Source organism: Maribacter sp. Asnod1-A12, assembly GCF_045063735.1.
In the GTDB taxonomy this organism is placed as follows: Bacteria; Bacteroidota; Bacteroidia; order Flavobacteriales; family Flavobacteriaceae; genus Maribacter.
Map to the genome: position 1 here is coordinate 73,189 of NZ_JBEFNZ010000006.1, position 24,006 is coordinate 97,194.

The following is a 24,006-nucleotide window of genomic DNA, read 5'->3' on the forward strand; positions in this document are numbered from 1 at the left end:
TTCCACAAAAAAAGCCTGAGGTCTTAACCCAGGCTTTTAGTACATAATTTTTTATATAGACTTACATAACCAATTGCTTCTGAGAAGGCTTAAATTTAGTCAACACAATACCGTCTACAGCAGCTTCATATTCTTCCATTGTAGGGGTTCTTCCTAAAATAGTTGATAACACCACTACTGGTGTAGAGGACAGTAAAGATTCTCCCTTTTTCTCACCTGTATCTTTTACCACTCTTCCTTGGAATAAACGTGTGGAAGTTGCCATTACCGTATCTCCTGGTTCTGCTTTTTCTTGATTACCCATGCATAGGTTACAACCTGGACGCTCTAAATACAACATGTTTTCATATTTAGTACGCGCTAAACCTTTTGGTGCGCTATCGTCAAATTCGAAACCTGAATATTTTTGTAATATTTCCCAGTCACCTTCTGCTTTCAACTCATCAACAATGTTGTATGTAGGAGGAGCAACAACTAAAGGCGCATTAAACTCTACTTTGCCATGTTGTGCCTCAATATTTTTCAACATTTGAGCCAAAATTTGCATATCACCTTTATGAATCATACATGACCCTACAAAGCCTAAATCTACTTTTTTAGTACCCCCGTAGTAAGATAATGGTCGAATATTATCATGCGTATAACGCTTAGATACATCTTCATTGTTTACATCTGGATCAGCGATCATTGGTTCAACGATCTTATCTAAATCAATAACAACATCTGCATAATATTTAGCATCTGCATCTGGCTTTAATGCCGATTTAGTTCCTGTTTTAATTTCTGTGATACGGTTATTTGCCTTATCAACTAATCCTTTAAGATCTTGTTTTGGGTTATCCATACCCTTATCGATCATAATCTGAATACGATCTCTAGAGATTTCTAATGATTCGATCAACGTGTCATCTTCTGAAATACAGATAGAAGCTTTTGCTTTCATTTCTGCCGTCCAATCTGTAAAAGTAAACGCTTGATCAGAAGTCAATGTACCAATATGTACTTCGATAATTTTTCCTTGGAAAACATTCTCTCCGTCAAATTGATTCAACATTTGTTCTTGGGTAGCGTGAACCACATCACGGAAATCCATATAAGATTTCATTTCTCCTTTAAAAGTAACCTTTACAGACTCTGGAATTGGCATTGTAGCCTCACCTGTAGCCAATGCTAAAGCAACTGTTCCCGAATCGGCTCCAAAGGCAACTCCTTTTGCCATACGCGTATGTGAATCTCCACCGATGATTACATCCCAATCATCAACTGCAATATCATTTAATACTTTATGGATTACATCGGTCATTGCATGATATTTCCCTTTAGGGTCACGTGCAGTAACTAATCCGAAGTCGTTCATAAACTTCATTAATCTTGGAATGTTAGCTTTAGACTTATCATCCCAAACAGAAGCTGTATGACATCCTGACTGATACCCTGTATCAACAATTGGAGAAATAACCGTAGCAGCCATCATCTCTAACTCTTGAGAAGTCATTAAACCTGTAGTATCTTGAGAACCTACAATGTTTACCTCGACTCTAACATTAGAACCTGCATGTAATGTTTTACCTGGTGTAGTACCAACTGCATTTCTGTTAAAAATTTTCTCAACAGCGGTTAAACCTTGTCCTTCAATAGAAACTTCTTTTGAAGTAGCATATACTTGAGGAACATCTATACCTAAAACTTTACAAGCATAAGTTTGTAGTTTTTTACCAAAGACAACAGCATAAGAGCCACCCGCTTTAATAAACTCCATTTTTGGTGGCGTTAAAGCTGTAGAGATATCTTTTAACGCTGTAGTCCCGTTATATAATTTCTTTGTTTTTGTATTGATAGTAAGAACCGTACCTGTAGCTACAGAATACTCTTCTTTTAATATTGCTTCTCCATCTTCATCAACAATAGTATTTCCTTCAGCATCTTTTTGCTTCACCCAGTTCTTTAAGTCGATACCTATACCACCGGTTACACCAACCGTAGTCAAGAAAATTGGTGCAATACCATTTGTACCGGCAATTACCGGAGCAAAATTGATAAATGGCACATACTTGCTAAAAGGAACTCCCGTCCATAACGCTACGTTATTTACACCGGACATTCTAGAAGAACCAACGCCCATTGTACCTTTATCGGCAATTAACATTACACGCTTATCAGGGTGTTGCTCTTTTAAAGCCAACAATTCATTCTGCATTTCTTTGTTATGCTCAAACATACACTGACCATGTAATTCACGATCTGATCTAGAATGTGCATCTGCACCTGGAGATAATAAATCGGTAGAAATATCACCAACACCTGCTACAAAAGTTACAATTTCTATTTCTTCATCAACCTCTGGTAACTTTGTAAAGAATTCTGCTTTTGCATAACTCTCTATAATTCCCTTTGCGATAGCATTTCCTTTCCCTAAAGCTTCTTCTAAACGTGCAGTATCTGCTTCGTAAAGAAATACCTGAGTCTTTAAAACCTCAGCAGCCTGTTTTGCCAAATCTAAATCATCACCTAAAGCGATATCTAACAATACTTCAACAGAGGGTCCACCCTTCATGTGAGACAATTGTTCAAAAGCAAAAGAAGGCGTAATTTCTTTTACAACTGTTTCACCAAGAATAATTTCTTTTAAAAATTTTGCTTTGACACCGGCAGCACTAGTAGTTCCAGGTAAAACATTATAGATGAAAAAGTCAAGAGAACTTTCTCTGTACTCATTATCTACATCTTTGATTTGTTCGATTATCTTACTAAGTAATTCTGCCCCATCAATTGGCTTTGGATGAAGACCTTGACTTTTACGCTCTTCTATCTCCTTTAGGTAATCTTTATAAATGCTCATTAAAAAGTAATTTGTATGTTAATTTGTACATAGCCATGTAATATGATTTTGTATTTCTTTCTGAAGATTTGTTGATGAAATGAAAATCATTATTACAACAAATTAACAGATTGAATTAATTTTAAATATATATTTTACTGAATAAGAACAACATATACCTTTCTAAATCTACCCATGCCGAATGTCATCTGTTAATTAATTTTAAGTTAACGCAATTCCGTAAAATTACGTAATATAGAACGCATTTGAAATTAAATAAGTATGATTAGGTGCTTTTTCTCAAATGAAGTAGAAAGTTGATAGATATCAAACAATACTTAGTATTATTTTGTTTAATTCTTCACAAAAATGCAGAAAGTAAGCTGGTTTTTAAAGTAGCTTACTTATAATATCCTCTTCATTGATACCTTCAGCCTCTGCTTTATAGTTTTTGATTATACGATGACGAAGAATACCTTTAACTACGGCATGTACATCTTCTATGTCTGGAGAGAACTTGCCATGAATAGCAGCATTTGCCTTCGCCCCCAAAATTAGATTTTGAGATGCTCTTGGTCCTGCTCCCCAATCTAAATATTGTTTTACGTAATCTGAAGCAGAATCTAGATTAGGTCTTGTACTATTTACTAATTTAACAGCATACTCTACAACATTATCAGCAACTGGTATTCTACGTACCAATTCTTGAATAGCAATTATATCTTTTGCATTGAACAGCGGCTTCACCACTTGTTTTCTATCTGCTGTTGTATTTTTTACTACTTGAATTTCTTCGGCTACAGATGGGTATTTTAATTCTATGGCGAACATAAAACGGTCTAATTGAGCTTCTGGCAAAGGGTAAGTTCCCTCCTGCTCAATTGGGTTTTGTGTTGCCAGCACAAAGTATGGTAAATCTAATTTATGCTGATGACCGGCTATCGTTACCGCTCTCTCTTGCATAGCCTCTAAAAGTGCTGCCTGAGTTTTTGGCGGAGTTCTATTAATCTCATCTGCCAAAATAATATTTGAAAAAATCGGACCCTTAATAAACTTAAAGTTTCTATTCTGATCTAAAACTTCACTACCAAGAATATCACTTGGCATTAAATCTGGAGTAAACTGTATTCTTTTGAAATCTAAACCTAAGGCTTGAGCAATGGTGTTTACCATCAAAGTTTTTGCCAAGCCAGGCACGCCTACCAACAATGAATGACCACCTGAGTAAATGGAAAGCAATATTTGTTGAATAACCTCATCTTGACCTACAATGATTTTGGCTATTTCTTTTTTAAGCTCAGCATGTTTTATTACTAGTCGTTCTATTGCAGCAACGTCAGACATATATTTATTCTTTTACCCATTTATTAGCGAAATCGCAACCTTTGTTCTCATCATTAACGCTAATATAAGTATCTTCAATATGTTTATCCATCCATTTTTTAATGGCATTATATTTCTTTTCAGTCAATGCCAATTCTTGAATTTTAGTATAATCCTTAGAGAAATCAGCAACGTGCTCATCATACCTGTTGGTAATTTTTAATATTTTATATTTTGGAGCACCACCTCTTTGATCCTGTTCTAATACAGGGTATGTAATTTCATTATCCTTCAAATTCTGAACTTGGTTGTATAATGTAGGATCCATTTTCGTTAATTCGAATTTAGAATCAAAGTTTACAGGATTACGCAAAAGACCTCCATCAAATTTAGTTTCTTTCTCATCGGAAAAATTTAACGCAGCTTCAGCAAAAGTGAATTCTTCGTTAATGATTTTCTTACGGATAGTATCTAATTCCGCCTTGGCTTGGTCCAGAACATCTTGAGAGATTTCCGGTTGAATCAATATGTGTCTTAAATCTAGTTCTTGACCTCTAATTTTTTCGATAAAAATAATATGAAACCCGAAAGTAGTCTCAAATGGCTCAGAAACCTCACCCTCTCTCAAACTAAAGGCAACATCTTTAAACTTCTTATCAAAACCTGTGTCTTTCGTAATACTATAAAAACCACCTTTAGACTTAGAACCTGGATCTTGCGAATATAAAATAGCCTTAACACTAAAACTAGAGCCGTTATCATCAACATCGGCCTTAATCTGATTCAGCTTATCTACTACCTTCTGCTTTTCTTCATCAGATGGCTCTGGTTCCTTAGTAATCTGAGCAATTTCTAACTCAGCACCAAATACCGGGCGCTCATCTTCAGGAATCCTATTAAAGAACTGACGAACCTCTTCAGGTGTAATTTCAATCTCTTTAATAATGTCTTGTTGCATACGCTCAGATAGCATACGCAGTTTATTAATCTTATAAAGTTCTTCTCTAAAACTAGCTTCGTCGGTTTTCTTATAGTACTTCAAAACCTTGTCCATTGAACCAATTTGTTGTACCAAAGATTGTAATTGTCGATCACCAGTAGCGTTTACCTCATCATCTGAAACCAAGATACTATCTTGAACTGCCTGGTTAGCGTATAAACGATCTTCCATCAACTTACCTAAAAGTCCGCAATGAGTAATATCTTCTGTAGATGCCCCTTGACTTTTAAGATCGATCAATGTTTTTTCAATATCAGAATCTAAGATTACGTAATCACCAACAACCGCGGCTATACCATCTAGTTTAATTCTTTTAAAATTAGTTGCGGAGTCTTTTTTTACTGGCGCTGCTTCAGCTATAGCTTCCATTGGCTCTGCTTCATCAGCAGAAACATTCGGTATAGAATCTTGCGCTGTTGCCATACCTGAGAACAGTAAAACCGCCCCTATGTAAATACTATTTTTTATTTTCGAAAACTTCAAATTCATTATCCTTGATTGCTTCATCTAATAATTCAGTTTCTAATTTGCGTAGGTAGTCCATTTTTCTACGACTTAATAAAACTTGTTCAATTGTAGGTTTAATAAAGGACAAAGGTGCTATGTCATTAACATCTTTAGTTTCCTCTATTTTTCCCAAATATACCCCGATTGAATCCTCTAATTCAAAAAATTGTGAATTTTTTAAGTACTTATTAGCATTGTCTGGGTTAATTGGGGGTATTTCTTCAAATATTCTAGTGTAGCGCACCCATATAGAATCATTAAAATTCAATTTAGTAAACTGAACACCAATAGAATCTAAATAGCTAACATCGTCTTTTTTAAATCTTTTTAACCGTTTCCCTACCTCATCTTGATCTAAAAATCCTTTTGGCAAAGCAACAAAACGTATTCTTGCAATACGCTCTTTAAGCTTAAAATTCTCTTTGGCATTTTCGTAGAACGCATTTAACTGCTCGTCCGTAATTACCGAATCCGTAGCCTGTGCCACCAACGCTTCTTTATAAACACTTGTGTATAGTTCAGTTCTATAGTCATCTACCAAAGCATTATATTCTGCCAGTTTTTCTTCTGATAGATTAATTTTTGCTTTAGAAAGTAACAACTGCTTAGAAGCCCAATTATTTATATAGTTAACGGCAAAAGAAGCACTATCCCCTTTTGTCATATTCTCTGTGATTAACGGCGCCAGATCATCTTCATATAAAAAAGACTCGCCTACCCTAGCAATAACCTTCTTTTCCTCATCTTTCTTAAACAGACCGTCACAAGAAACGAAAGCAAAAGAAATTAGCCCTATGGTCACAATAGGGTAAAACTTACGTAGTAAAAACATTGATTTCTTAAAAAACATCGAGCAAAAATAGCAATAACCAAATCGTATGCAAATGCATAAGGATTTACTTAACACATTTTTTTAGGTCTCACAAGATATAACAAATAGCTAATAATCAACTAAAAATAGTAATTCTCCCCTTAGTAATCTCATTAATTACTAACCACAAACTGCCATTTTTTAGGTAAATTTGCTACTTATTTTATAACCTAACACAACATATTCTTGAACCGACAGATAAAACTAATATGGGACTTTAGAGGTCCTGCTGCATTAAAAACGGCAGAACATCATGTTAAGCACCTAAATGAATTCATAGCTTCAGAAAAAACAGCTTTAAGCATTACCGGTTTTAAGGAAATAAACGACATGTACAGTATTGCATTTATGGTCGTGGAGGAAAAGGAAATGATTATGGTCAGAGACTTATTGAAACCTCACCGCGGTGAAGTCTATATTCCATAAATAAAACATAGTAACATGAAGCACTTTCTTCTTTTTATATGTGGTGTCCTTTTATCTTCTTGCGCTCAAGAACAACGGAATTTAAATTTTCTTGAGGTTGCACTATCTTCTGATAATCCTAAAATAAAAAGGGTGATGGATAGTGTTGAAAACTATCAAGTTCAAATTAGATACACACAAATTGATAGAAGAAATGATAGCGTCTTTTTTACCGATTATGATTTTCAGGTAAACGACAGCATGTATTTTTATCCTGCAAGCACAGTTAAATTCCCAACTGCCGTACTAGCTCTAGAAAAGTTAAATAATATAGACAGCTTAACTATAAATACCAGGTATTACATAGAAGGTGACACTATTGAAAGTACGTTTGCCAAAGATGTATCCAAAATTTTTGCTGTTAGCGATAATTTAGCAAACAATAGATTGGTGGAATTCTTAGGATTTGAAGCCATCAATGAGAGTTTAAACAATAAAAAAATATCACCTGTTAGACTTAGCCACAGATTAGGTTATCATTCAGATGATTTAAGAACAAAGCCCTTAATTATCTATTTAAACGATTCAACAACGGGCATTACCAATTCATTACTCAACAAAACACCTAAAAAGTTAGAACTCTTAGATATTGAAAAGGGCGTAGGTTATTATGAAGATGAAGAGTTAATTAAAGAACCATTCGATTTTAGTTTGAAAAACTATTTCCCTATTCAATCGCAACACAACCTTTTAAAAAGAGTGATATTTCCTCAAAAGTATAAAGCATCAGAACAATTTGACCTTAGTAATGAACAACGTGAACATTTATTGACAGCAATGCATACCGTTCCTCAAAAAGTAGGTTATGACCCAACCACATATTACGATGGCTATTGTAAGTTTTTCATATATGGCGATACTAGAAAAGACATTCCCCAGCAAATTGAAATTTATAATAAAGTAGGATTTGCCTACGGTACGCTAACCGATTGCGCATATATAAAAGACACGGAAAGGAATATCGACTTTCTTTTAACCGCAACAATTTTAGTGAATAAAGACGGCATCTTCAATGACGATGCCTATGAGTATGACGAAATCGGAATTCCGTTTTTAGCACAATTAGGAAGAGAGATCTACCAACAAGAAGTAAATCGAAATCAACATTAGAAACAGCACGCTGATTATGCAAGACAACACCAATAAAACTAGAATAAACAAATACCTTAGCGAAGCTGGTTATTGCTCACGTAGGGCTGCAGACAAATTGATTGACCAAGGCAGAGTAACCATAAACGGAGAAGTGCCAGAAATGGGAACTAAAATATCAGCCGGTGATGTTGTTAAAGTTGATGGCGAATTAATTAAAGGACCTAAGGGAAAATCTACGTATTTGGCATTCAACAAACCCATCGGTATTGTTTGTACCACAGATACAGGTGTAGAAAAGGATAATATTATAGATTACATTAACTACCCAAAGCGTATTTTCCCAATTGGGAGATTAGACAAACCAAGTGAGGGACTTATATTTTTAACCGATGATGGCGATATCGTAAACAAGATTCTACGCGCGCGTAACAATCATGAGAAAGAGTATTTGGTAACGGTAGACAAACCTATAACGATAGATTTTTTAAATAGGATGAGAAAAGGAATTCCAATTCTTGATCAAGTAACCAGGGAATGTGAAGTTTTTGAAGTAAGTACGTATCAATTCAGGATCATTCTAACTCAAGGTCTAAACAGGCAAATTCGTAGAATGTGCGAATATTTAGATTATAGGGTAAAGAAGTTGAAACGCATTAGAATTATGAACGTGCAATTAGATGTACCCGTTGGAAAATGGCGTGATCTTACCGAAGAAGAATTAAAGGAAATCAATAGACTGGTAAGTACCTCATCTAAAACATTTGATGGCAAAAAGTAATTTCGCCATATTATCATTTCCCAACACTAATGATTTAACAGTAAACACCCCTTTAATTGGTTATTAATCACTACCTTATAAAGAAAAGATGCGTTATGTCACAAGAATACAATTTTTCATTTAAGAACCATTCCATAAAGTATTTATTGGTATTTCTTTTTTCAATAGGAATAGGAGCAAATAATATGTGGGCACAGACTAGTAATTACACCGAATACACCGGTGAAGTTTTAGACGCTGATAGTAAGAAACCATTAATTTTCGCTACACTAACCGTTGACAACACCAATGTAACCACCATCACCAACTCTGAAGGACAGTTTTCGCTGAAAGTTCCAAATGAGTACACTGAGAACAACTTAACTATTGCCTTTTTAGGATATAAAACGAAACAAATTTCTATTACAGAATTAGAGGAAAAGAAGAATAAAATCTTCATGACAGAATTTGTTATGGCTTTATCAGAGGCAAGTATAGATGCCCCAAATGATGCTGAAGCCTTGGTAAAAGAGACACTGAACAAAAAAGGGGACAATTATTTAAACGAAAGTACTGTAATGACTGCCTTTTACAGAGAAACTATTAAAAAAAGAAGAACAAACGTAAGTCTTTCCGAAGCGGTAGTGAATATTTACAAAACTCCGTATTCATCTAAAAAAACAGATGCGCTGGAACTTTATAAAGCACGAAAAAGCACTGACTACGCTAAGTTAGATACTGTTGCTTTAAAACTTCAAGGAGGACCGTTCAATACCTTGTTCGTAGACATGGTAAAATACCCTAACTACATTTTTACTCCGGAGACATTAGCTTATTATGATTTCTCATTTGACACTTCTACACGAGTAAATGACCAACTAATTTATGTTATTGATTTCAAGCAAAAGCCTGAAATTATAGACCCATTATATAACGGTAAATTATATATCGATGCTGAAAACAAGATTTTAACCAGTGCTATTTACTCTCTAAACATTACAGATAAAAGATTGGCATCTCAAATGTTTGTAAGAAGAAAACCAAAAAACGCTGACGTATGGCCAACAGAGGTTTCTTACCGTGTAGACTACAGAGAAAAAGATGGAAAATGGTACTATGGGTATAGCAATGTGCTATTAGAGTTTAAAATAGATTGGGACAAACGCTTATTCAACTCGGTATACAGCATGAATTGTGAAATGGCCATTACAGATTGGGAGAAAAATACTGACAATGCCTTCCCCAAATATAAAGATAGAATGAAGTCTTCCATTATACTAAGTGATGAAGCTATTGGCTTTGCTGATCCAGATTTCTGGGGAGAATATAATATTATTGAACCAGAAAAATCAATAGAATCCGCCATCAAAAAAATACAAAGACAATTAAGAAAAGGTAAATCTATCAGTGGTACAGCTGCGAGATAGAAAGTTTTAAGTAGTGTTAAAAAAAATCCCTTTGTTATTCTATAACAGAATTACAAAGGGATTTTTATTTACTAGGGGTATTATTGTTTAGTTCGCTACTTCACTGATGAATTTTAATCGATACAATCTTAACTCTTCTTCTTCATACTCACCGTCAAATTCGGTCATTGCTTCCTCAAGATTATCACTATCTGCCTCTAAGAAGTACTCATGTATTTCTTCTTGTTGATCCTCATCTAAAATCTCATCGATCCAATAATTAAGGTTCAACTTTGTACCGCTATATACAATTTGCTCCATTTCCTTGATAAGATCAGGAATTTCCAATCCTTTTGCCGATGCAATATCAGACAAAGGTAATTTTCTATCTACATTCTGTATAACATATAACTTCAAGGCAGAATTAGCCCCTGTACTTTTAACTACAAGATCATCTGGTCTAATGATTTCATTTTCCTCAACGTAAGTGGCAATAAAAGCAATAAATGGCTTACCGTATTTCTTAGCCTTACCTTCTCCTACTCCATGAACATTCAACATTTCTTCATGTGAAATAGGATATTTCAACGCCATATCCTCCAATGAAGGGTCTTGAAAAACTACAAATGGTGGAACACCTATTTTCTTTGCTTGCGCTTTTCGCAAATCTTTCAATTGCTTCAATAATTTCTCATCGGCAATACCACCAGATTTAGCGGCACCAACAATAGCATTATCATTTTCGGCATTGTAAACATGATCCTTGGTCATCATAAAAGATGATGGCTTAGTTAAAAACTCCTTACCATTATCCGTTACATGTAATACGCCGTATTGTTCAATTTCTTTTCTTAATAATCCGGCAACCAATGTCTGGCGAATAAGTGCCATCCAATAGCTTTTATCTTTATCAGAACCAATTCCAAAAAACTCTTTTTCATTGGTCTTATGTGAAGATATTATTGCATTTGTTTTACCACGCAAGGCGTTTACAATCTCTTTAGATTTAAACTTTTCACTTGTACCCGTTACTACTTTAAGCAACTTCTCAACATTATCCTTCGCCTCTTCTTTCTCTTTAGGATTTCTGGTATTGTCATCCATTTCGGCACCTTCACCATTTACGTCGTCAAATTCCTCTCCAAAATAATGAAGCATGAACTTACGTCTAGACATGGAGGTTTCTGCATACGCCACCACTTCTTGCAATAAAGCATTTCCTATTTCTTGTTCAGCAACAGGTTTACCAGACATAAACTTCTCTAGCTTTTCAATATCCTTATAAGAATAATAAGCTAAACAATGCCCTTCTCCACCATCACGACCAGCTCTACCTGTTTCTTGATAGTAACTTTCAATACTTTTTGGAATATCATGATGAATAACAAAACGCACATCTGGCTTATCTATACCCATACCAAAGGCAATGGTGGCAACAACCACATCTACATCTTCCATCAAGAACATGTCTTGATATTTAGATCTTGTTTTTGCATCAAAACCTGCATGGTATGGCACGGCACTTACTCCATTTACCTGCAATACTTGAGCTAACTCTTCTACCTTTTTACGACTAAGGCAATATATAATTCCTGATTTACCAGAATTTTGTTTCACAAAACGGATAATATCCGCTTCTATATTCTCTGTCTTGGTTCGTACTTCGTAAAATAAATTAGGTCGGTTAAAAGAAGCTTTAAAAAGCTTTGCTCCACCTATACCTAAATTCTTAATTATATCTTCTTGAACCTTTGGGGTTGCCGTTGCTGTAAGTCCGATGATAGGAATATCATCTCCTAATCGTGCAACTATAGATTTCAAATTTCTATACTCAGGTCTAAAATCATGACCCCATTCAGATATACAATGCGCTTCATCTACCGCTACAAATGAGACCTTTACCGAACGTAGAAATTCTACATTCTCTTCTTTAGTCAAAGATTCTGGTGCAACATACAATAGTTTAGTGACTCCATTTGTGATATCTTCTTTCACCTGTTTTACCTCCCCTTTATTTAATGAGGAATTTAAAACATGGGCTATTCCTACCTCAGAAGAAACCCCACGTATGGCATCTACCTGATTCTTCATTAAAGCGATCAACGGAGATACGATAATTGCCGTACCCTCTTGCATAAGGGCAGGTAACTGGTAACACATAGATTTACCACCACCAGTTGGCATGATTACAAACGTATTATTCTGCTTTAAAACATTTTTAATTACCTCTTCTTGAAGTCCTTTAAACTGAGAAAAACCAAAATATTTTTTTAATGAGGAATGTAAATCGATATTGTCAAATTCTTTACTGTCTGTCACATTTTACATTTAAGGGGACACTACTTACTTTAAAATTTTATAAGCGAACAAAATTACAAATTGCCTAGCTAGGCGTTTCTAAATTATTATGCGATAATCGGCATTTAAAATTAAGTTTGTTTAATTTTGTCATCTTAAAGATAATACATTCTTTTAGGAATACAATCCATAATTTGAATAATAGATTGATTGCAACGGACACCATTATTGGCTTAGCGAGAAAAACCATTGAAACTGAGCGTGATGCTATAGCACAACTTTCCTCACTTTTAACCGATGATTTTGCTAGCATCGTTAACTGCATTATTGAAGCCAAAGGACGCGTAATAATTTCAGGTATCGGTAAGAGCGCTATCATTGCCACCAAAATTGTCGCTACTCTGAATTCTACTGGTACTCCCGCAATTTTCATGCATGCTGGAGATGCCATTCATGGAGACCTGGGAACCGTACAAGACAATGACGTTGTTATCTGTATTTCCAACAGTGGAAATACACCAGAGATAAAGATGTTGGTTCCGCTCATAAAAAGAGGTACGAACAAGCTAATTGCCATGACGGGGAACACCGATTCTTTTTTGGCAAAACAAGCAGATTTTATTTTAAATACACATGTAGAGAAGGAAGCTTGCCCTAACGGACTAGCTCCTACAACAAGTACTACAGCTCAATTAGTTATGGGTGATGCACTTGCAATTGTTCTTTTAGAAATCAAAGGATTTAGCAGTTCTGATTTTGCAAAATATCATCCTGGTGGATCTTTAGGAAAGAGATTATATTTAAGAGTTGCAGATTTGGTAAGTAAAAATCAAGTCCCACAAGTTCAAAAAGATGAAGAGGTCAAAAAAGTAATTATTGAAATCTCTAAAAAAATGTTGGGCGTAACAGCTGTACTTGATGGCAAAAAAGTTGTTGGTATCGTAACCGATGGCGATATTAGACGCATGCTAAACAAACATGACAACATTAAAGGTTTGACTGCAGAAGACATCATGACTACAAACCCTAAAACCATACCTGCAAACACCTTGGCTATTAAGGCTTTAGAACACATGCAAAAAAAGGGAATATCACAATTGTTAGCCATGGATGAAGATACGTATGTTGGCGTTATCCATTTACATAATTTAATAAACGAAGGTATTTTATAATGAGTTCCAAAACTACCACGCCACCGAATGAGATGTCATTTCTTGATCATTTAGAAGAACTAAGATGGCATTTAATAAGATCTGTATTGGCAGTTGTTATCATAGGAAGTGTTGCCTTTTTAATGAAAGGTTTCATTTTTGACACTATAATATTCGGACCAAAAAATATGAACTTCCCCACGTATCGCTTCTTTTGTGATATTGCTACGTGGTTGAATAAAGTGCAATCTTTTACGGTAATAGATTCCTCTTTCTGTGCCGATGAATTTCCATTTACCATTCAGAGTCGTGAAATGGGCGGACAATTTTCTGCCCACATATGGACTTCCATCTGGGCAGGTGTTATTCTTGGATTTCCCTACATATTATATGAAATGTGGAAATTTATTAGTCCGGGGCTACATGCCAACGAACGCAAGAACTCCCGCGGTTTTATTTTAATTGCATCTATCTTATTTTTTATAGGAGTTTTATTTGGATACTACATAGTAGCGCCACTTTCTATTAACTTCTTAGGGTCTTATGTTGTTAGTGACTCCGTTTTAAACGAGTTCGATTTGGACTCTTATATTGGGACATTAAAAATATCCGTACTTGCTTGTGGTATATTATTTGAACTACCGATCATCATTTTCTTTTTAACTAAAGTAGGTTTAGTTACACCTGAATTGATGAAGAAGTACAGAAAAATTGCCTTGGTAGTTGTTTTGATACTTTCTGCGGTAATTACACCACCAGACGTTACAAGTCAGATTATAGTTGCCATACCGGTAATTGTACTATACCAGATAAGTATTTTTATATCTGCGATGGTATTGAGAAAAGAAAGAAAAAAAGCTGAAAAAGAAAAAAAGAAAAATAGAAATGTCAAACCAAATTGAAGAATTTAATGCCTACCGTTCTAAGATGAACGATAAGTTACTGGCAGATAACAATAAAGTTGTAAAACGTATATTTAATTTAGATACCAATGCATTTGCTGCAGGTGCTTTAGATGTTAAAACCAAAGAATTATTAGGTCTTGTTGCATCAACCGTATTGCGTTGCGACGATTGTGTAAAATATCATTTAGAAAGTTCTTACAACGAAGGCGTTTCTAAAGAAGAGGTCATGGAAACTTTAAGTATTGCCACTTTAGTTGGCGGTACAATTGTAATTCCACATTTGAGAAGAGCTTATGAATATTGGGAAGAATTAGAAAACCAACAAGGTTAAAAAATCGCCAATTACTTTTCTAACAGACCAATAACCAATAGATTTGAAAACATGAAGTTACGTGCCGACAATATAATGAAGTCCTACAGAGGTCGTAGGGTGGTTAAAGGAATTTCTCTTGAAGTTAATCAAGGTGAAATTGTAGGGTTACTTGGACCTAATGGTGCCGGTAAGACCACTTCCTTTTATATGATCGTTGGGCTTGTAAAACCCAATGGCGGCAGCATCTATTTAGATGATATGGAAATCACCAAATTTCCTATGTACAAGAGAGCTCAGAATGGTATTGGGTACTTGGCACAAGAAGCATCTGTCTTTAGAAAGCTAAGTATTGAAAAGAATATTTTAAGCGTACTTCAATTGACAAAATTGAGCAAAAAAGAGCAACACATGAAAATGGAGTCGCTTATAGAAGAGTTCGGTTTAGGTCATATACGCAAAAGTCGTGGTGACTTATTATCAGGTGGTGAGCGAAGAAGAACAGAAATCGCTAGAGCTTTGGCTACGGATCCAAAATTTATTTTGCTAGATGAACCTTTCGCCGGGGTAGATCCCGTGGCCGTAGAGGATATTCAACGTATTGTAGCGCAGTTAAAAGACAAAAACATTGGAATACTTATTACAGACCACAACGTACAGGAAACGCTTGCTATTACAGAGCGTTCTTACCTAATGTTTGAAGGTGGTATTCTAAAATCAGGAGAACCAGAAGAATTAGCTGCAGATGAAATGGTACGTAAAGTTTATCTGGGTCAGAACTTTGAACTAAGAAAGAAGAAATTGGATTTTTAATAAGTGCTATACCTACTCTATTTCCTTATACTTTTTAAGATTATATAATCCCCAACCAAAGAATAACAATTCTAAAAATAAGGCGGGAGTGAATAATGGTGATACTCCATCAAAGAGCGTACTTACTATTCTACCAAAAGAAATTCCGCCCATAAAGAGCACATTACATAATGTTGCAGCGTACCAAAGTTTTGGTTTAAGAGACCCCAATACCCAAAATAATCCCACACACATATAAATACCCATTACCGCACGTAGCATATTCTTTAACTCCAAATCAACCACTTCAAAACCCAAAAGTTCGGGCATAATATATGTTGGGTGACCACCATAAACTACACCGGCTATAATAACAACAACCCCTGATAACAATAAATTAAGATTTTTCTGATTCGTCATTGAATGGTTTTCCATAAAGTTGAAAATATCTAAATGCTGCTACTCCTCCAATAAATGAAAATAGGGCTAGCATCCAGAATACATGTTGATGCCCTTCTAAGCCAGGTGATGCATCTAATAAATACCCCATTGCCGGACCCGCAAAAATATCGGGAGTATATCCTATCAACGAAATTAACCCCACCGCAGTTCCAGTAAGCACCAAGGGAATTCTTCCGCTTTGCATTACCGCAAAGTATAAAGAACGAATAGCATACACGCCCAATGCCACAATCATGATAGAGAACAAGAATACGAAATATGAAACATTGGCAACCATACCCGATGCGAACAACAAAGAACCTAACAGTGCAACTACAAAACCTATCAATAGAAATAGAGTTGGTCTAGAACGGTCTGCTATCACACCTATAAAAACACCTATTACCGGTCTTGCGAATAATAAAAAGGTACCTACTTCCGCAGATTCCACCTCATTGTAAAACATTACATCTTGCGCATAAAGCGAAAAAATATCGGTGATTTTATACCCTACGTAAGCACATAGAATTATAATCATTAATAGTAAAACCGAAGGTAAACGCAGTACTTCTTTAATTTGAGAAACGGTGATTCTTTCTACGACAATCTCGTTTTCAAGGCTTTCAGGTAATCTCATAAAAAACCAGACAAGAACACCTATAAAAGATACTATAGCTGAAGAGGTCAATATTACATACCGAAAAGCAAACCTGCTTTCTTCTAAAGTGGCAACTTCTAGATCTGCCGACATAAAGTGAGAAAAAACAAGCACTCCCAATGTTCCAAATAGTGCACCTACCAATCCCCTACCACCATCTAAAAAACCAAAAGCTTTGCCTTGAGAACCACTACCACCCCAAACACGGGTAGCTTTGATCATAGGCGACCAGAACAAAAAAATTGTAGTAAAACCCCAAAAGCCGTAAAGTACTTGCAAGGTTAAATAGTCTGGGAATGTAGCAAAAACCAATCCGCCAAGAGCGGTCATCCAAAGCGCAATGGCTATTAATTTTCTTGGCTGAAATTTATCGGCTAAAGGCCCTCCTAATAAATAAGAAACCAATGCAACAAAGCCATAAACGGAAAAACATAAACCCAACGAAACATTATCAAGTTCAAATACTTTTAAAACGGTAGGTCTAAAGACACGCTGTAATACAAAAGGCAAAATAAAGACACTCTCCCCTGCTAAAATCAATAACAACAGATAATACCAAGGCGCTTTTTCGGGGTCTTTCATTTTTCTCTTATCGGAATCCAAACTTCTTCTTCTGAGTTTGGATCATTGTTTTTATATTTAGCTCCCAGCACTTCAAAATGAGGACGGTTATCTAAGATATAATCAGAATTTGGTATCCATTCTCCGTAAAGTAATTGGAAAAAAGCCTGCGCATTTTGTGCAGTTCCTTTGTAATTGAACACCGCAAACAAGCCAGTTTCTAAAATTAAACTATTCATTTTCTCTGGAATGAACTCTAAATCCTCCACCTCAATACAAGCCCATTTTACAAATCTATTTGCAGGAGAAAACGCTTTAAAATAATCCACTGGATATTCTTGTAGAGATATAAAATCATCAGACGACCTATTTAGCACTTCCTTACTTCGCCCTCTAAAATTCTTCCAAAGGTCAAAAGTTTTATTATCTATCAAACTCATTTCCTGTGAAAGACCAATCAATTTTCGTTCTTTACTTTCTACAATTCTTACATCCATCTCCCTAGTATAATAATCAAACATAACCAATTCATTTAAAATCTCGAAATATAGCAGACGTGCAATCTACTATAGTTTCAATAACATAAACATAAACTTCAACTAACGTTGATTCATCAGAATTAAAACAATTTTGAGGAAACTAAATGACCAGATGAAAACGACGAAAAATACAAGAAGAAATTTTATTCAAAAAACCTTAATGGCTTCCGGAGGATTAATTTTAGCTCCAAACTTTATAAGCTGTAGCGAGGATGATAATATACAAGTTGAATATGACGAATCGCAATTAACGGTACAAAACTTCAATTATGGCGTAGCCAGTTTTGACCCAAGTAGCTCCGGAGTTATTATATGGAGCCGTTTTAATACCGCAAATGTTGAAATTATCTGGGAAGTTTCTACGCAATCGGATTTCAATAATATATTAAGAACCGGAAAAATAACAACTGAAGATTCTAGGGACAACACTCTGGCCATTGAATTAACAGAGCTAGATGCAGACCAAAAACTATATTATAGATTTATTAGTACAACAGACAATTCAATTTCCGTTGTCGGTGAAACCATCACATTACCTACGGATGCCACTCAGGCTAAATTAGCAGTATGCTCTTGTTCAAATTACCAAGCAGGTCTTTTTAATGTGTATGATGCCATGGCAAATTCAGACGCAGATATCATTGTGCACTTAGGTGATTACTTCTACGAATATGGTGCAGGAGGATACGGTTCTACTGAAGAGAACGCTTTCTTAAACCGTTTTCATGAACCTGCGGGAGAAATTATTTCTCTAGATGATTATAGAACTAGATACAAGCAATATAGATCAGATGCTTCTTTACAATTAGCCCACCAAAAGAAACCGTTCATTTGTGTTTGGGACGATCATGAAATTGCCAATGACACCTATAAAGAAGGAGCAGAAAATCATGATGAAGCTACGGAAGGCAGTTTTGAAGTCAGAAAGCAAAATGCTTTACAAGCATATAGCGAGTTTTTACCTTTCTCCAGAATAACTGCAGATGACAATAGCATTATTTACCGTTCTGTAAATATTGGCAACCTTGTTAATCTTATTTTAATGGACACCCGTCTAATAGGTAGGGATAAGCAATTAAATATTGGCGATTATTATACAGCAACAGGCTTTGATGCCCTAGCATTTCAAACTGCATTGACAGACCCAAACCGTTCTATAGTAGGAGTAACACAGAGAGATTGGATTATATCTGAACTAAATAGTAGTTCTGCCAAATGGCAGGTTTTAGGTCAACAAGTACTCATGGGTAAAATGAACATACCGGTGGAGTTATTAACTGCATTTGGTTCTGAAAATTTTGGTGCCATTCTAACAGAACTTGTGACCATCAAGTTAAGATTATTAAATAATGACCCTAGCTTAAGTGCAGAAGAAATTGCGAGAGTAACTACCGTTATACCTTATAATTTAGATGCTTGGGACGGCTACCCAATTGACAGAGAGATTATTTATAGTGCATTGAACGGCAAAAAGATAGTAACTTTTGCTGGCGACACCCATAATGCTTGGCAAAATACGTTGACTTCAGAAAATGGAACGGAAGTAGGTATAGAATTGGCAACATCCTCAATTAGCTCACCAGGCTTTGAAACATATCTTGGTGCAAATTCTTCACCAGAGCTAATTGCCGGTTTTCAAGAAGCTTTAGTAGCATTAATAGACGGATTAAATTATTTTGATGCATCAAGAAGAGGATATATGATGACAACATTTACAACTACAGATGTAACGTCTGAATGGATTTTTGTAAACACCTTATTATCAGAAAGTTATTCAACAGAAATAGGATATTCTTTAAGCTACTCCTAAATAATTCTAAAATAAAATTAAATGTCGTGTTGCATGTTCAACGCGACATTTTTTTATAATACCAATAGTCCATGATCACGTAAACCTGTTACTTGCTTAGAATACCAAAACAACTCAAAATCTTCTAATTGAGATTCGTAATCTTTTTTCAACTGACCATAACTTAAAGGCTTATTTTCAGGTTTCAATTGTTCTAGAGTAGCAAGCAACCATTCTCCTTTATCCTTATCTACTATTATTTCATACATATCTGTCTTTGTATGAAAACCCAATTCTAATTGCTGCCAAGTCATGCCTTTTTTCTTCTTCACACGTTCATTGGCAATAGGCATTGGTCCTATCCATGCTATTTTAGCCGTAGATTTTGTATTCAGAACAATTTCTTGTTGCAGGCAATTATAGATATAGTCTGCGGAAATCGTTGAAGGTGGAATCTTAAAATCGAACCATTCTTGCAAACTCATATCAAAACCGATACCGTGCATAAAATTGAAAAGCGATTTTTTTAATCCGAAACTGAACTTACTGTGGTCAACCCCTGTTTTATCTTTAAAGTCAATATCGTTGTTCGCAAAGCTGATAGTTTTTAAATCTGGCATAACTCCGTATTCCTCTGGATGCAAACCAACTGGACTATGAGCCGTTAATGCAAATTGATGCCAAAAACCAGATTGAATAATACCCAATTCAAACAACTGACGCACCATTTCTAAACTATCAACCGTTTCTTGAATGGTTTGTGTTGGGTAGCCGTACATTAAATAGGAATGCACCATAATGTTGGCTTCGGTAAAATTGCGTGTTACTTGCGCCACCTGCTCAACCGTCACACCTTTATCTATGAGTTTTAACAATCGGTCAGATGCCACTTCCAATCCACCAGAAACCGCAATACAACCCGATGCTTTTAGTAGATAGCACAAATCTTGTGTGAAATTCTTTTCAAAACGAATATTCGTCCACCAGGTAATGGTTAAATTCCTTTTTAAAACCTCTAAAGCAAAAGCTTTCATTAAAGAAGGTGGTGCCGCTTCATCCACAAAATGAAATCCGGATTCCCCGGTTTGTTCCACTAATGTTTCTACACGGTCAACCAACAAACTAACCGCTAAAGGTTCGTAAATTTTTATATAATCTAAAGAGATATCGCAGAAAGTACATTTGCCCCAATAGCAACCATGAGCCATGGTCAGTTTGTTCCAACGCCCATCGCTCCATAAACTGTGCATGGGGTTGGCGATTTCAATAACCGAAATGTAATTGCTTAATTGCAAATCGGCATAATCCGGTGTACCAACATCTTGCTGTTTGTAATCTTGCCTTAAACTATCGTTCTTATAAACGACTTTACCATCCTCTAAAAGAAAAGCACGCTTTAATTCCCCTTCCCCATTGACCACATATTGATGTACCAATTCTAAAGGAAGCTCACCATCGTCTAATGTAATAAAATCAAAAAACTCAAATACACGAACATCAGTAAGGCTACGTAGTTCTGTATTTGGGAATCCGCCACCCATAGCAATTTTTATATCAGGATAATTAGCTTTTATAAATTGCGCACAACGAAAAGCACTATATAAATTACCCGGAAAAGGAACCGAAAAGCACACCAATTTTGGTTGTACTTCTTCTAACTGTTCTTTTAAAATCTTTAGCGTTAACTCATCAATAAAAGTGGGTTCTTCGTTAAGATGACTATAAAGCTCATCGAATGAATTGGCACTGCGCCCCAATCTTTCTGCATACCTACTGAATCCGAAATTGGGGTCTATGCATTCTACAATAAAATCTGAAAGATCTTCAAGATATAAGGTTGCCAAATGTTTGGCTTTATCTTGCATACCCATATTACCAAAAGCCCATTCTAAATCATCTAACTGTTCAAAACGAGAAGCTTGTGGCAAAAAATTATCGGTACATAATTGCCTAGCCAAGGTGTCATTTTTTCCTTGCAAAAAGAGAATGACAGCATCTAGGGTTTTCAAGTAATCATTACGAAGGGCATAAATTCTTTGGCAATTTTCAGTCACTATGGCATCCGAAGAAAAAGCCATGTCAAAAAGTTGCTGAAATGTATCTTTATTAAAGAGTTCTAGAATCACCTCAATCCCTAAATCGGACTGAAAAGAAGAAATACTCTTTGTATTCAAAAAACCTTTAATATAAGCCGTTGCCGGATACGGAGTATTTAATTGGGTAAAAGGTGGTGTTATTAAAAGAAGGTCTTTCACAAAGTTATTTTAGAACAATGCTGCAAAGATAACAGTTACCTCATTCATTATTCAATATCTCACGCACCGCCTGCTGATATGCTCTTGGATTATTAGCCTTTTTTATTTTTTTGAATGCCTTATGCGGATTAGAAGTTGAAAGTGCAAAATATTCCCAGAAACCACGCATTTTCATTTTTATAGGAGTTGGCCCTGATAATGCTTCATCATATTGCTGATAGATGGTGTCATGAAATTCTGAAAAAATCTTCCAACGGTCTTTTGGATATTCCGTCGTATTGTTTTTAATCATACTTGGCAGAAATGGGTCGGCAATTAAACCTCTTCCCATCATAAAGTTTTCAATTGTGGGGAAGCGCTCTTTCATTTCCTGAAACTTCGCTACTGTAGTAATATCGCCGTTATAGTATAATGTATGTTTGGTACTTTCAACACACTTCTGAAAAGCATCAAGGTCTACTCCGCCCTTATACAATTGCTTTCCAATACGTGCGTGAATAGCAATATTCTTTAACGGGTAGGTATCTAGAATAGGAAAAACATCTAATATCTCTTCTGCATTTTCATACCCCATTCTCATTTTCATAGAAACCACCACATCTGTTTCTTCATGAGCTCGTTTTAAAATATGATCTATTTTTTCGGGGTTACAAATGAGTCCGCTACCCATACCCTGCTTCGTTACCATTGGGTAAGGGCAACCTAAATTCCAGTTCAATTCCTTGTAACCTAAACTCTGAATATATTTTACCACAAACAGAAATTCATCGGCATCACCGGTCATTACCTGTGGTATTACTTCTAAGGTGGTATTATTCTCTCGCTGTAAATCTTTCTGATACGAATTTTTAATCACCATTTTACCGTTTAAGCGAATGTATGGCGCGTAAAAGGTATCGATACCTCCAAAATACTTATGGAATGCATTTCGGAATCTAAAATCGGTAAAGCCCTGTAATGGGGATGATAATAAGGTAATTGACATGTATAGATTACTGGGTTTGATGCAAACCTTTCAGTTTTGCAACAACAGATTCAGCTGCAAAAATAGCGCCTTCCATGTAACCAGAGTGATGTTTTGATGTTTCTGCACCAGAAATAAACAATTTATTATTAAATAAGGGTACTTGATACAGTGCATGACCTCCGTTTTGATGCGGAAACAAATTATCTGCTTGTCTATGAGATTTGGTAAACTCTTCATTATACCAAGCCGTTTCATGATACGATTCATAATTTAAGGCATCATCCCCAAAAACCAATTTCAATTGTGCCTCGATTTTTTCAATTCGTTGTTCTTTAGTAAAACGAGCACAGCTACCAGAAGCAAAACCGACTAAGGCGTACGACTCATTTTCTAGATTAGATTGATCGTAAAACTCGGTAAGCGGACCAACATTACTAAATATCGTACCCGACTTACCTTGCGCTCTCCAAAACGGCTTTTTATAGGCTAGAGCAACTTTAATGGAATCTTGCATCCAAGTGTGGGTTTCTTCTGCCAATGAAACCAATTCATTTGGTAACTGAGGCGTAAATGTTATTTGATCTATTAACGCTGCTGGTGGCAATGTAGTGATAACAATATTTGCATTTAATGTGCGAGAATTGGTCTTCACTTCAATATCATCATCATTCACATTTATTTCATTGACCTCTTCACTTAAAAAGATAGTATTTGGTTTTATTTTAGCAGCTATTGAATTGAGTAAATCAATAGTTCCGTTTTTAAATCGGTAACTCGGACTATCATTTGGAACCGCTATTTCTTGTGGTGGTACATTTGAAAATGTTTGAAAATAAGATGTACCTGTCATAAATTGTTCGAAGTACGGAACTTTAAATTCGTCTATAACATCTGCCAAATGGTAATGAGCTTGATTGAACCAAGTAGCTCCCATTTCAACTTTAGTATTCCCAGATTGTAACGTATGTATTCTACCACCTATTCTATCTCGTGCCTCTAATACTTTGACATCAAATCCAAGTTCTTGCAGCCGATACGCAGTTAACAAACCCGATAATCCTGCGCCGATAATAACTACCGATGTATTCATACTATTAGTAA

The 24,006-nt window shown here is 35.6% G+C and carries 20 protein-coding genes; 9 read left to right on the top strand and 11 right to left on the bottom strand.

Annotated elements, in window-relative coordinates; all coding sequences use genetic code 11:
* Positions 1-61 precede the first annotated feature (61 nt).
* The 4 genes from ACJJVP_RS00305 to ACJJVP_RS00320 form a co-directional block, all read right to left on the bottom strand.
* Positions 62-2,839 (bottom strand): bifunctional aconitate hydratase 2/2-methylisocitrate dehydratase, encoded by a 2,778-nt coding sequence (locus ACJJVP_RS00305; protein WP_405409867.1) that lies wholly within the window; start codon positions 2,837-2,839, stop codon positions 62-64.
* Positions 2,840-3,208: 369 nt separating this feature from the next.
* Positions 3,209-4,162, bottom strand: a complete 954-nt coding sequence (locus ACJJVP_RS00310) for an AAA family ATPase (protein WP_405409869.1) — start codon at positions 4,160-4,162, stop codon at positions 3,209-3,211.
* 4 nt (positions 4,163-4,166) lie between these two features.
* Entirely contained in the window at positions 4,167-5,630 is a 1,464-nt protein-coding gene (locus ACJJVP_RS00315; protein WP_405409871.1) for a peptidylprolyl isomerase, read from the bottom strand.
* Positions 5,599-6,480 carry a peptidyl-prolyl cis-trans isomerase gene (locus tag ACJJVP_RS00320; RefSeq protein ID WP_405409873.1) on the bottom strand — a complete coding sequence of 294 codons (882 nt, stop codon included), beginning with the start codon at positions 6,478-6,480 and terminating at the stop codon, positions 5,599-5,601. Before ACJJVP_RS00320 ends, ACJJVP_RS00315 begins: the two co-directional genes overlap by 32 nt.
* 225 nt (positions 6,481-6,705) lie before the next feature.
* Between ACJJVP_RS00320 and ACJJVP_RS00325 the strand changes: the two genes are divergently transcribed.
* From ACJJVP_RS00325 to ACJJVP_RS00340, 4 genes are all read left to right on the top strand, one after another.
* The gene (locus ACJJVP_RS00325) at positions 6,706-6,945 is read left to right on the top strand and encodes a hypothetical protein (protein WP_405409874.1); all 240 of its coding nucleotides are present in this window, start codon (positions 6,706-6,708) and stop codon (positions 6,943-6,945) included.
* A gap of 15 nt (positions 6,946-6,960) precedes the next feature.
* Positions 6,961-8,094: a serine hydrolase gene (locus ACJJVP_RS00330; RefSeq protein WP_405409875.1), complete on the top strand. Its 1,134-nt coding sequence runs from the start codon at positions 6,961-6,963 to the stop codon at positions 8,092-8,094.
* A gap of 16 nt (positions 8,095-8,110) precedes the next feature.
* Positions 8,111-8,854 (top strand): 23S rRNA pseudouridine(2604) synthase RluF, encoded by a 744-nt coding sequence (gene rluF, locus ACJJVP_RS00335; protein ID WP_405409876.1) that lies wholly within the window; start codon positions 8,111-8,113, stop codon positions 8,852-8,854.
* 95 nt (positions 8,855-8,949) lie between these two features.
* A complete protein-coding gene (locus ACJJVP_RS00340) occupies positions 8,950-10,260 on the top strand; it encodes a carboxypeptidase-like regulatory domain-containing protein (protein ID WP_405409879.1) in 1,311 nt (436 codons plus the stop codon).
* 87 nt (positions 10,261-10,347) lie between these two features.
* Here ACJJVP_RS00340 and recQ read toward each other — a convergent pair whose 3' ends face one another.
* Positions 10,348-12,558 carry a DNA helicase RecQ gene (recQ, locus tag ACJJVP_RS00345; RefSeq protein ID WP_405409881.1) on the bottom strand — a complete coding sequence of 737 codons (2,211 nt, stop codon included), beginning with the start codon at positions 12,556-12,558 and terminating at the stop codon, positions 10,348-10,350.
* 173 nt (positions 12,559-12,731) lie between these two features.
* On the opposite strand from recQ, the gene ACJJVP_RS00350 reads away from it, so the two are divergent.
* From ACJJVP_RS00350 to lptB, 4 genes are read left to right on the top strand one after another with little or no spacing between them, the layout of a single operon-like run.
* Positions 12,732-13,709, top strand: coding sequence for an SIS domain-containing protein (locus ACJJVP_RS00350; RefSeq protein ID WP_405409882.1), 978 nt, complete (start codon positions 12,732-12,734; stop codon positions 13,707-13,709).
* The gene (tatC, locus tag ACJJVP_RS00355) at positions 13,709-14,590 is read left to right on the top strand and encodes a twin-arginine translocase subunit TatC (protein ID WP_036153066.1); all 882 of its coding nucleotides are present in this window, start codon (positions 13,709-13,711) and stop codon (positions 14,588-14,590) included. The genes ACJJVP_RS00350 and tatC overlap by 1 nt, the downstream gene beginning before the upstream one ends.
* Entirely contained in the window at positions 14,574-14,924 is a 351-nt protein-coding gene (locus ACJJVP_RS00360) for a carboxymuconolactone decarboxylase family protein (RefSeq protein WP_036153063.1), read from the top strand. The genes tatC and ACJJVP_RS00360 overlap by 17 nt, the downstream gene beginning before the upstream one ends.
* A gap of 51 nt (positions 14,925-14,975) precedes the next feature.
* On the top strand, positions 14,976-15,716 hold the full coding sequence (gene lptB, locus ACJJVP_RS00365; RefSeq protein WP_036153061.1) for an LPS export ABC transporter ATP-binding protein: 741 nt from the start codon (positions 14,976-14,978) through the stop codon (positions 15,714-15,716).
* Between the two features lie 12 nt (positions 15,717-15,728).
* Here lptB and ACJJVP_RS00370 read toward each other — a convergent pair whose 3' ends face one another.
* Genes ACJJVP_RS00370 through ACJJVP_RS00380 form a run of 3 tightly spaced genes read right to left on the bottom strand, consistent with a single transcriptional unit; the run spans position 15,729 to position 17,876 of the window.
* Positions 15,729-16,115 (bottom strand): DUF4345 domain-containing protein, encoded by a 387-nt coding sequence (locus ACJJVP_RS00370; protein ID WP_405409884.1) that lies wholly within the window; start codon positions 16,113-16,115, stop codon positions 15,729-15,731.
* On the bottom strand, positions 16,093-17,376 hold the full coding sequence (locus ACJJVP_RS00375; RefSeq protein ID WP_405409885.1) for a nitrate/nitrite transporter: 1,284 nt from the start codon (positions 17,374-17,376) through the stop codon (positions 16,093-16,095). The genes ACJJVP_RS00370 and ACJJVP_RS00375 overlap by 23 nt, the downstream gene beginning before the upstream one ends.
* The gene (locus tag ACJJVP_RS00380) at positions 17,373-17,876 is read right to left on the bottom strand and encodes a GyrI-like domain-containing protein (protein WP_405409887.1); all 504 of its coding nucleotides are present in this window, start codon (positions 17,874-17,876) and stop codon (positions 17,373-17,375) included. Before ACJJVP_RS00380 ends, ACJJVP_RS00375 begins: the two co-directional genes overlap by 4 nt.
* A gap of 130 nt (positions 17,877-18,006) precedes the next feature.
* On the opposite strand from ACJJVP_RS00380, the gene ACJJVP_RS00385 reads away from it, so the two are divergent.
* Entirely contained in the window at positions 18,007-19,704 is a 1,698-nt protein-coding gene (locus tag ACJJVP_RS00385; protein WP_405409888.1) for an alkaline phosphatase D family protein, read from the top strand.
* A gap of 53 nt (positions 19,705-19,757) precedes the next feature.
* Here ACJJVP_RS00385 and ACJJVP_RS00390 read toward each other — a convergent pair whose 3' ends face one another.
* Genes ACJJVP_RS00390 through ACJJVP_RS00400 form a run of 3 tightly spaced genes read right to left on the bottom strand, consistent with a single transcriptional unit; the run spans position 19,758 to position 23,995 of the window.
* The gene (locus ACJJVP_RS00390; protein WP_405409890.1) at positions 19,758-21,938 is read right to left on the bottom strand and encodes a B12-binding domain-containing radical SAM protein; all 2,181 of its coding nucleotides are present in this window, start codon (positions 21,936-21,938) and stop codon (positions 19,758-19,760) included.
* Between the two features lie 40 nt (positions 21,939-21,978).
* Positions 21,979-22,923 carry a tRNA dihydrouridine synthase gene (locus ACJJVP_RS00395; RefSeq protein ID WP_405409892.1) on the bottom strand — a complete coding sequence of 315 codons (945 nt, stop codon included), beginning with the start codon at positions 22,921-22,923 and terminating at the stop codon, positions 21,979-21,981.
* A 7-nt stretch (positions 22,924-22,930) separates the two neighbouring features.
* The gene (locus tag ACJJVP_RS00400; RefSeq protein ID WP_405409893.1) at positions 22,931-23,995 is read right to left on the bottom strand and encodes a flavin monoamine oxidase family protein; all 1,065 of its coding nucleotides are present in this window, start codon (positions 23,993-23,995) and stop codon (positions 22,931-22,933) included.
* Positions 23,996-24,006 lie beyond the last annotated feature (11 nt).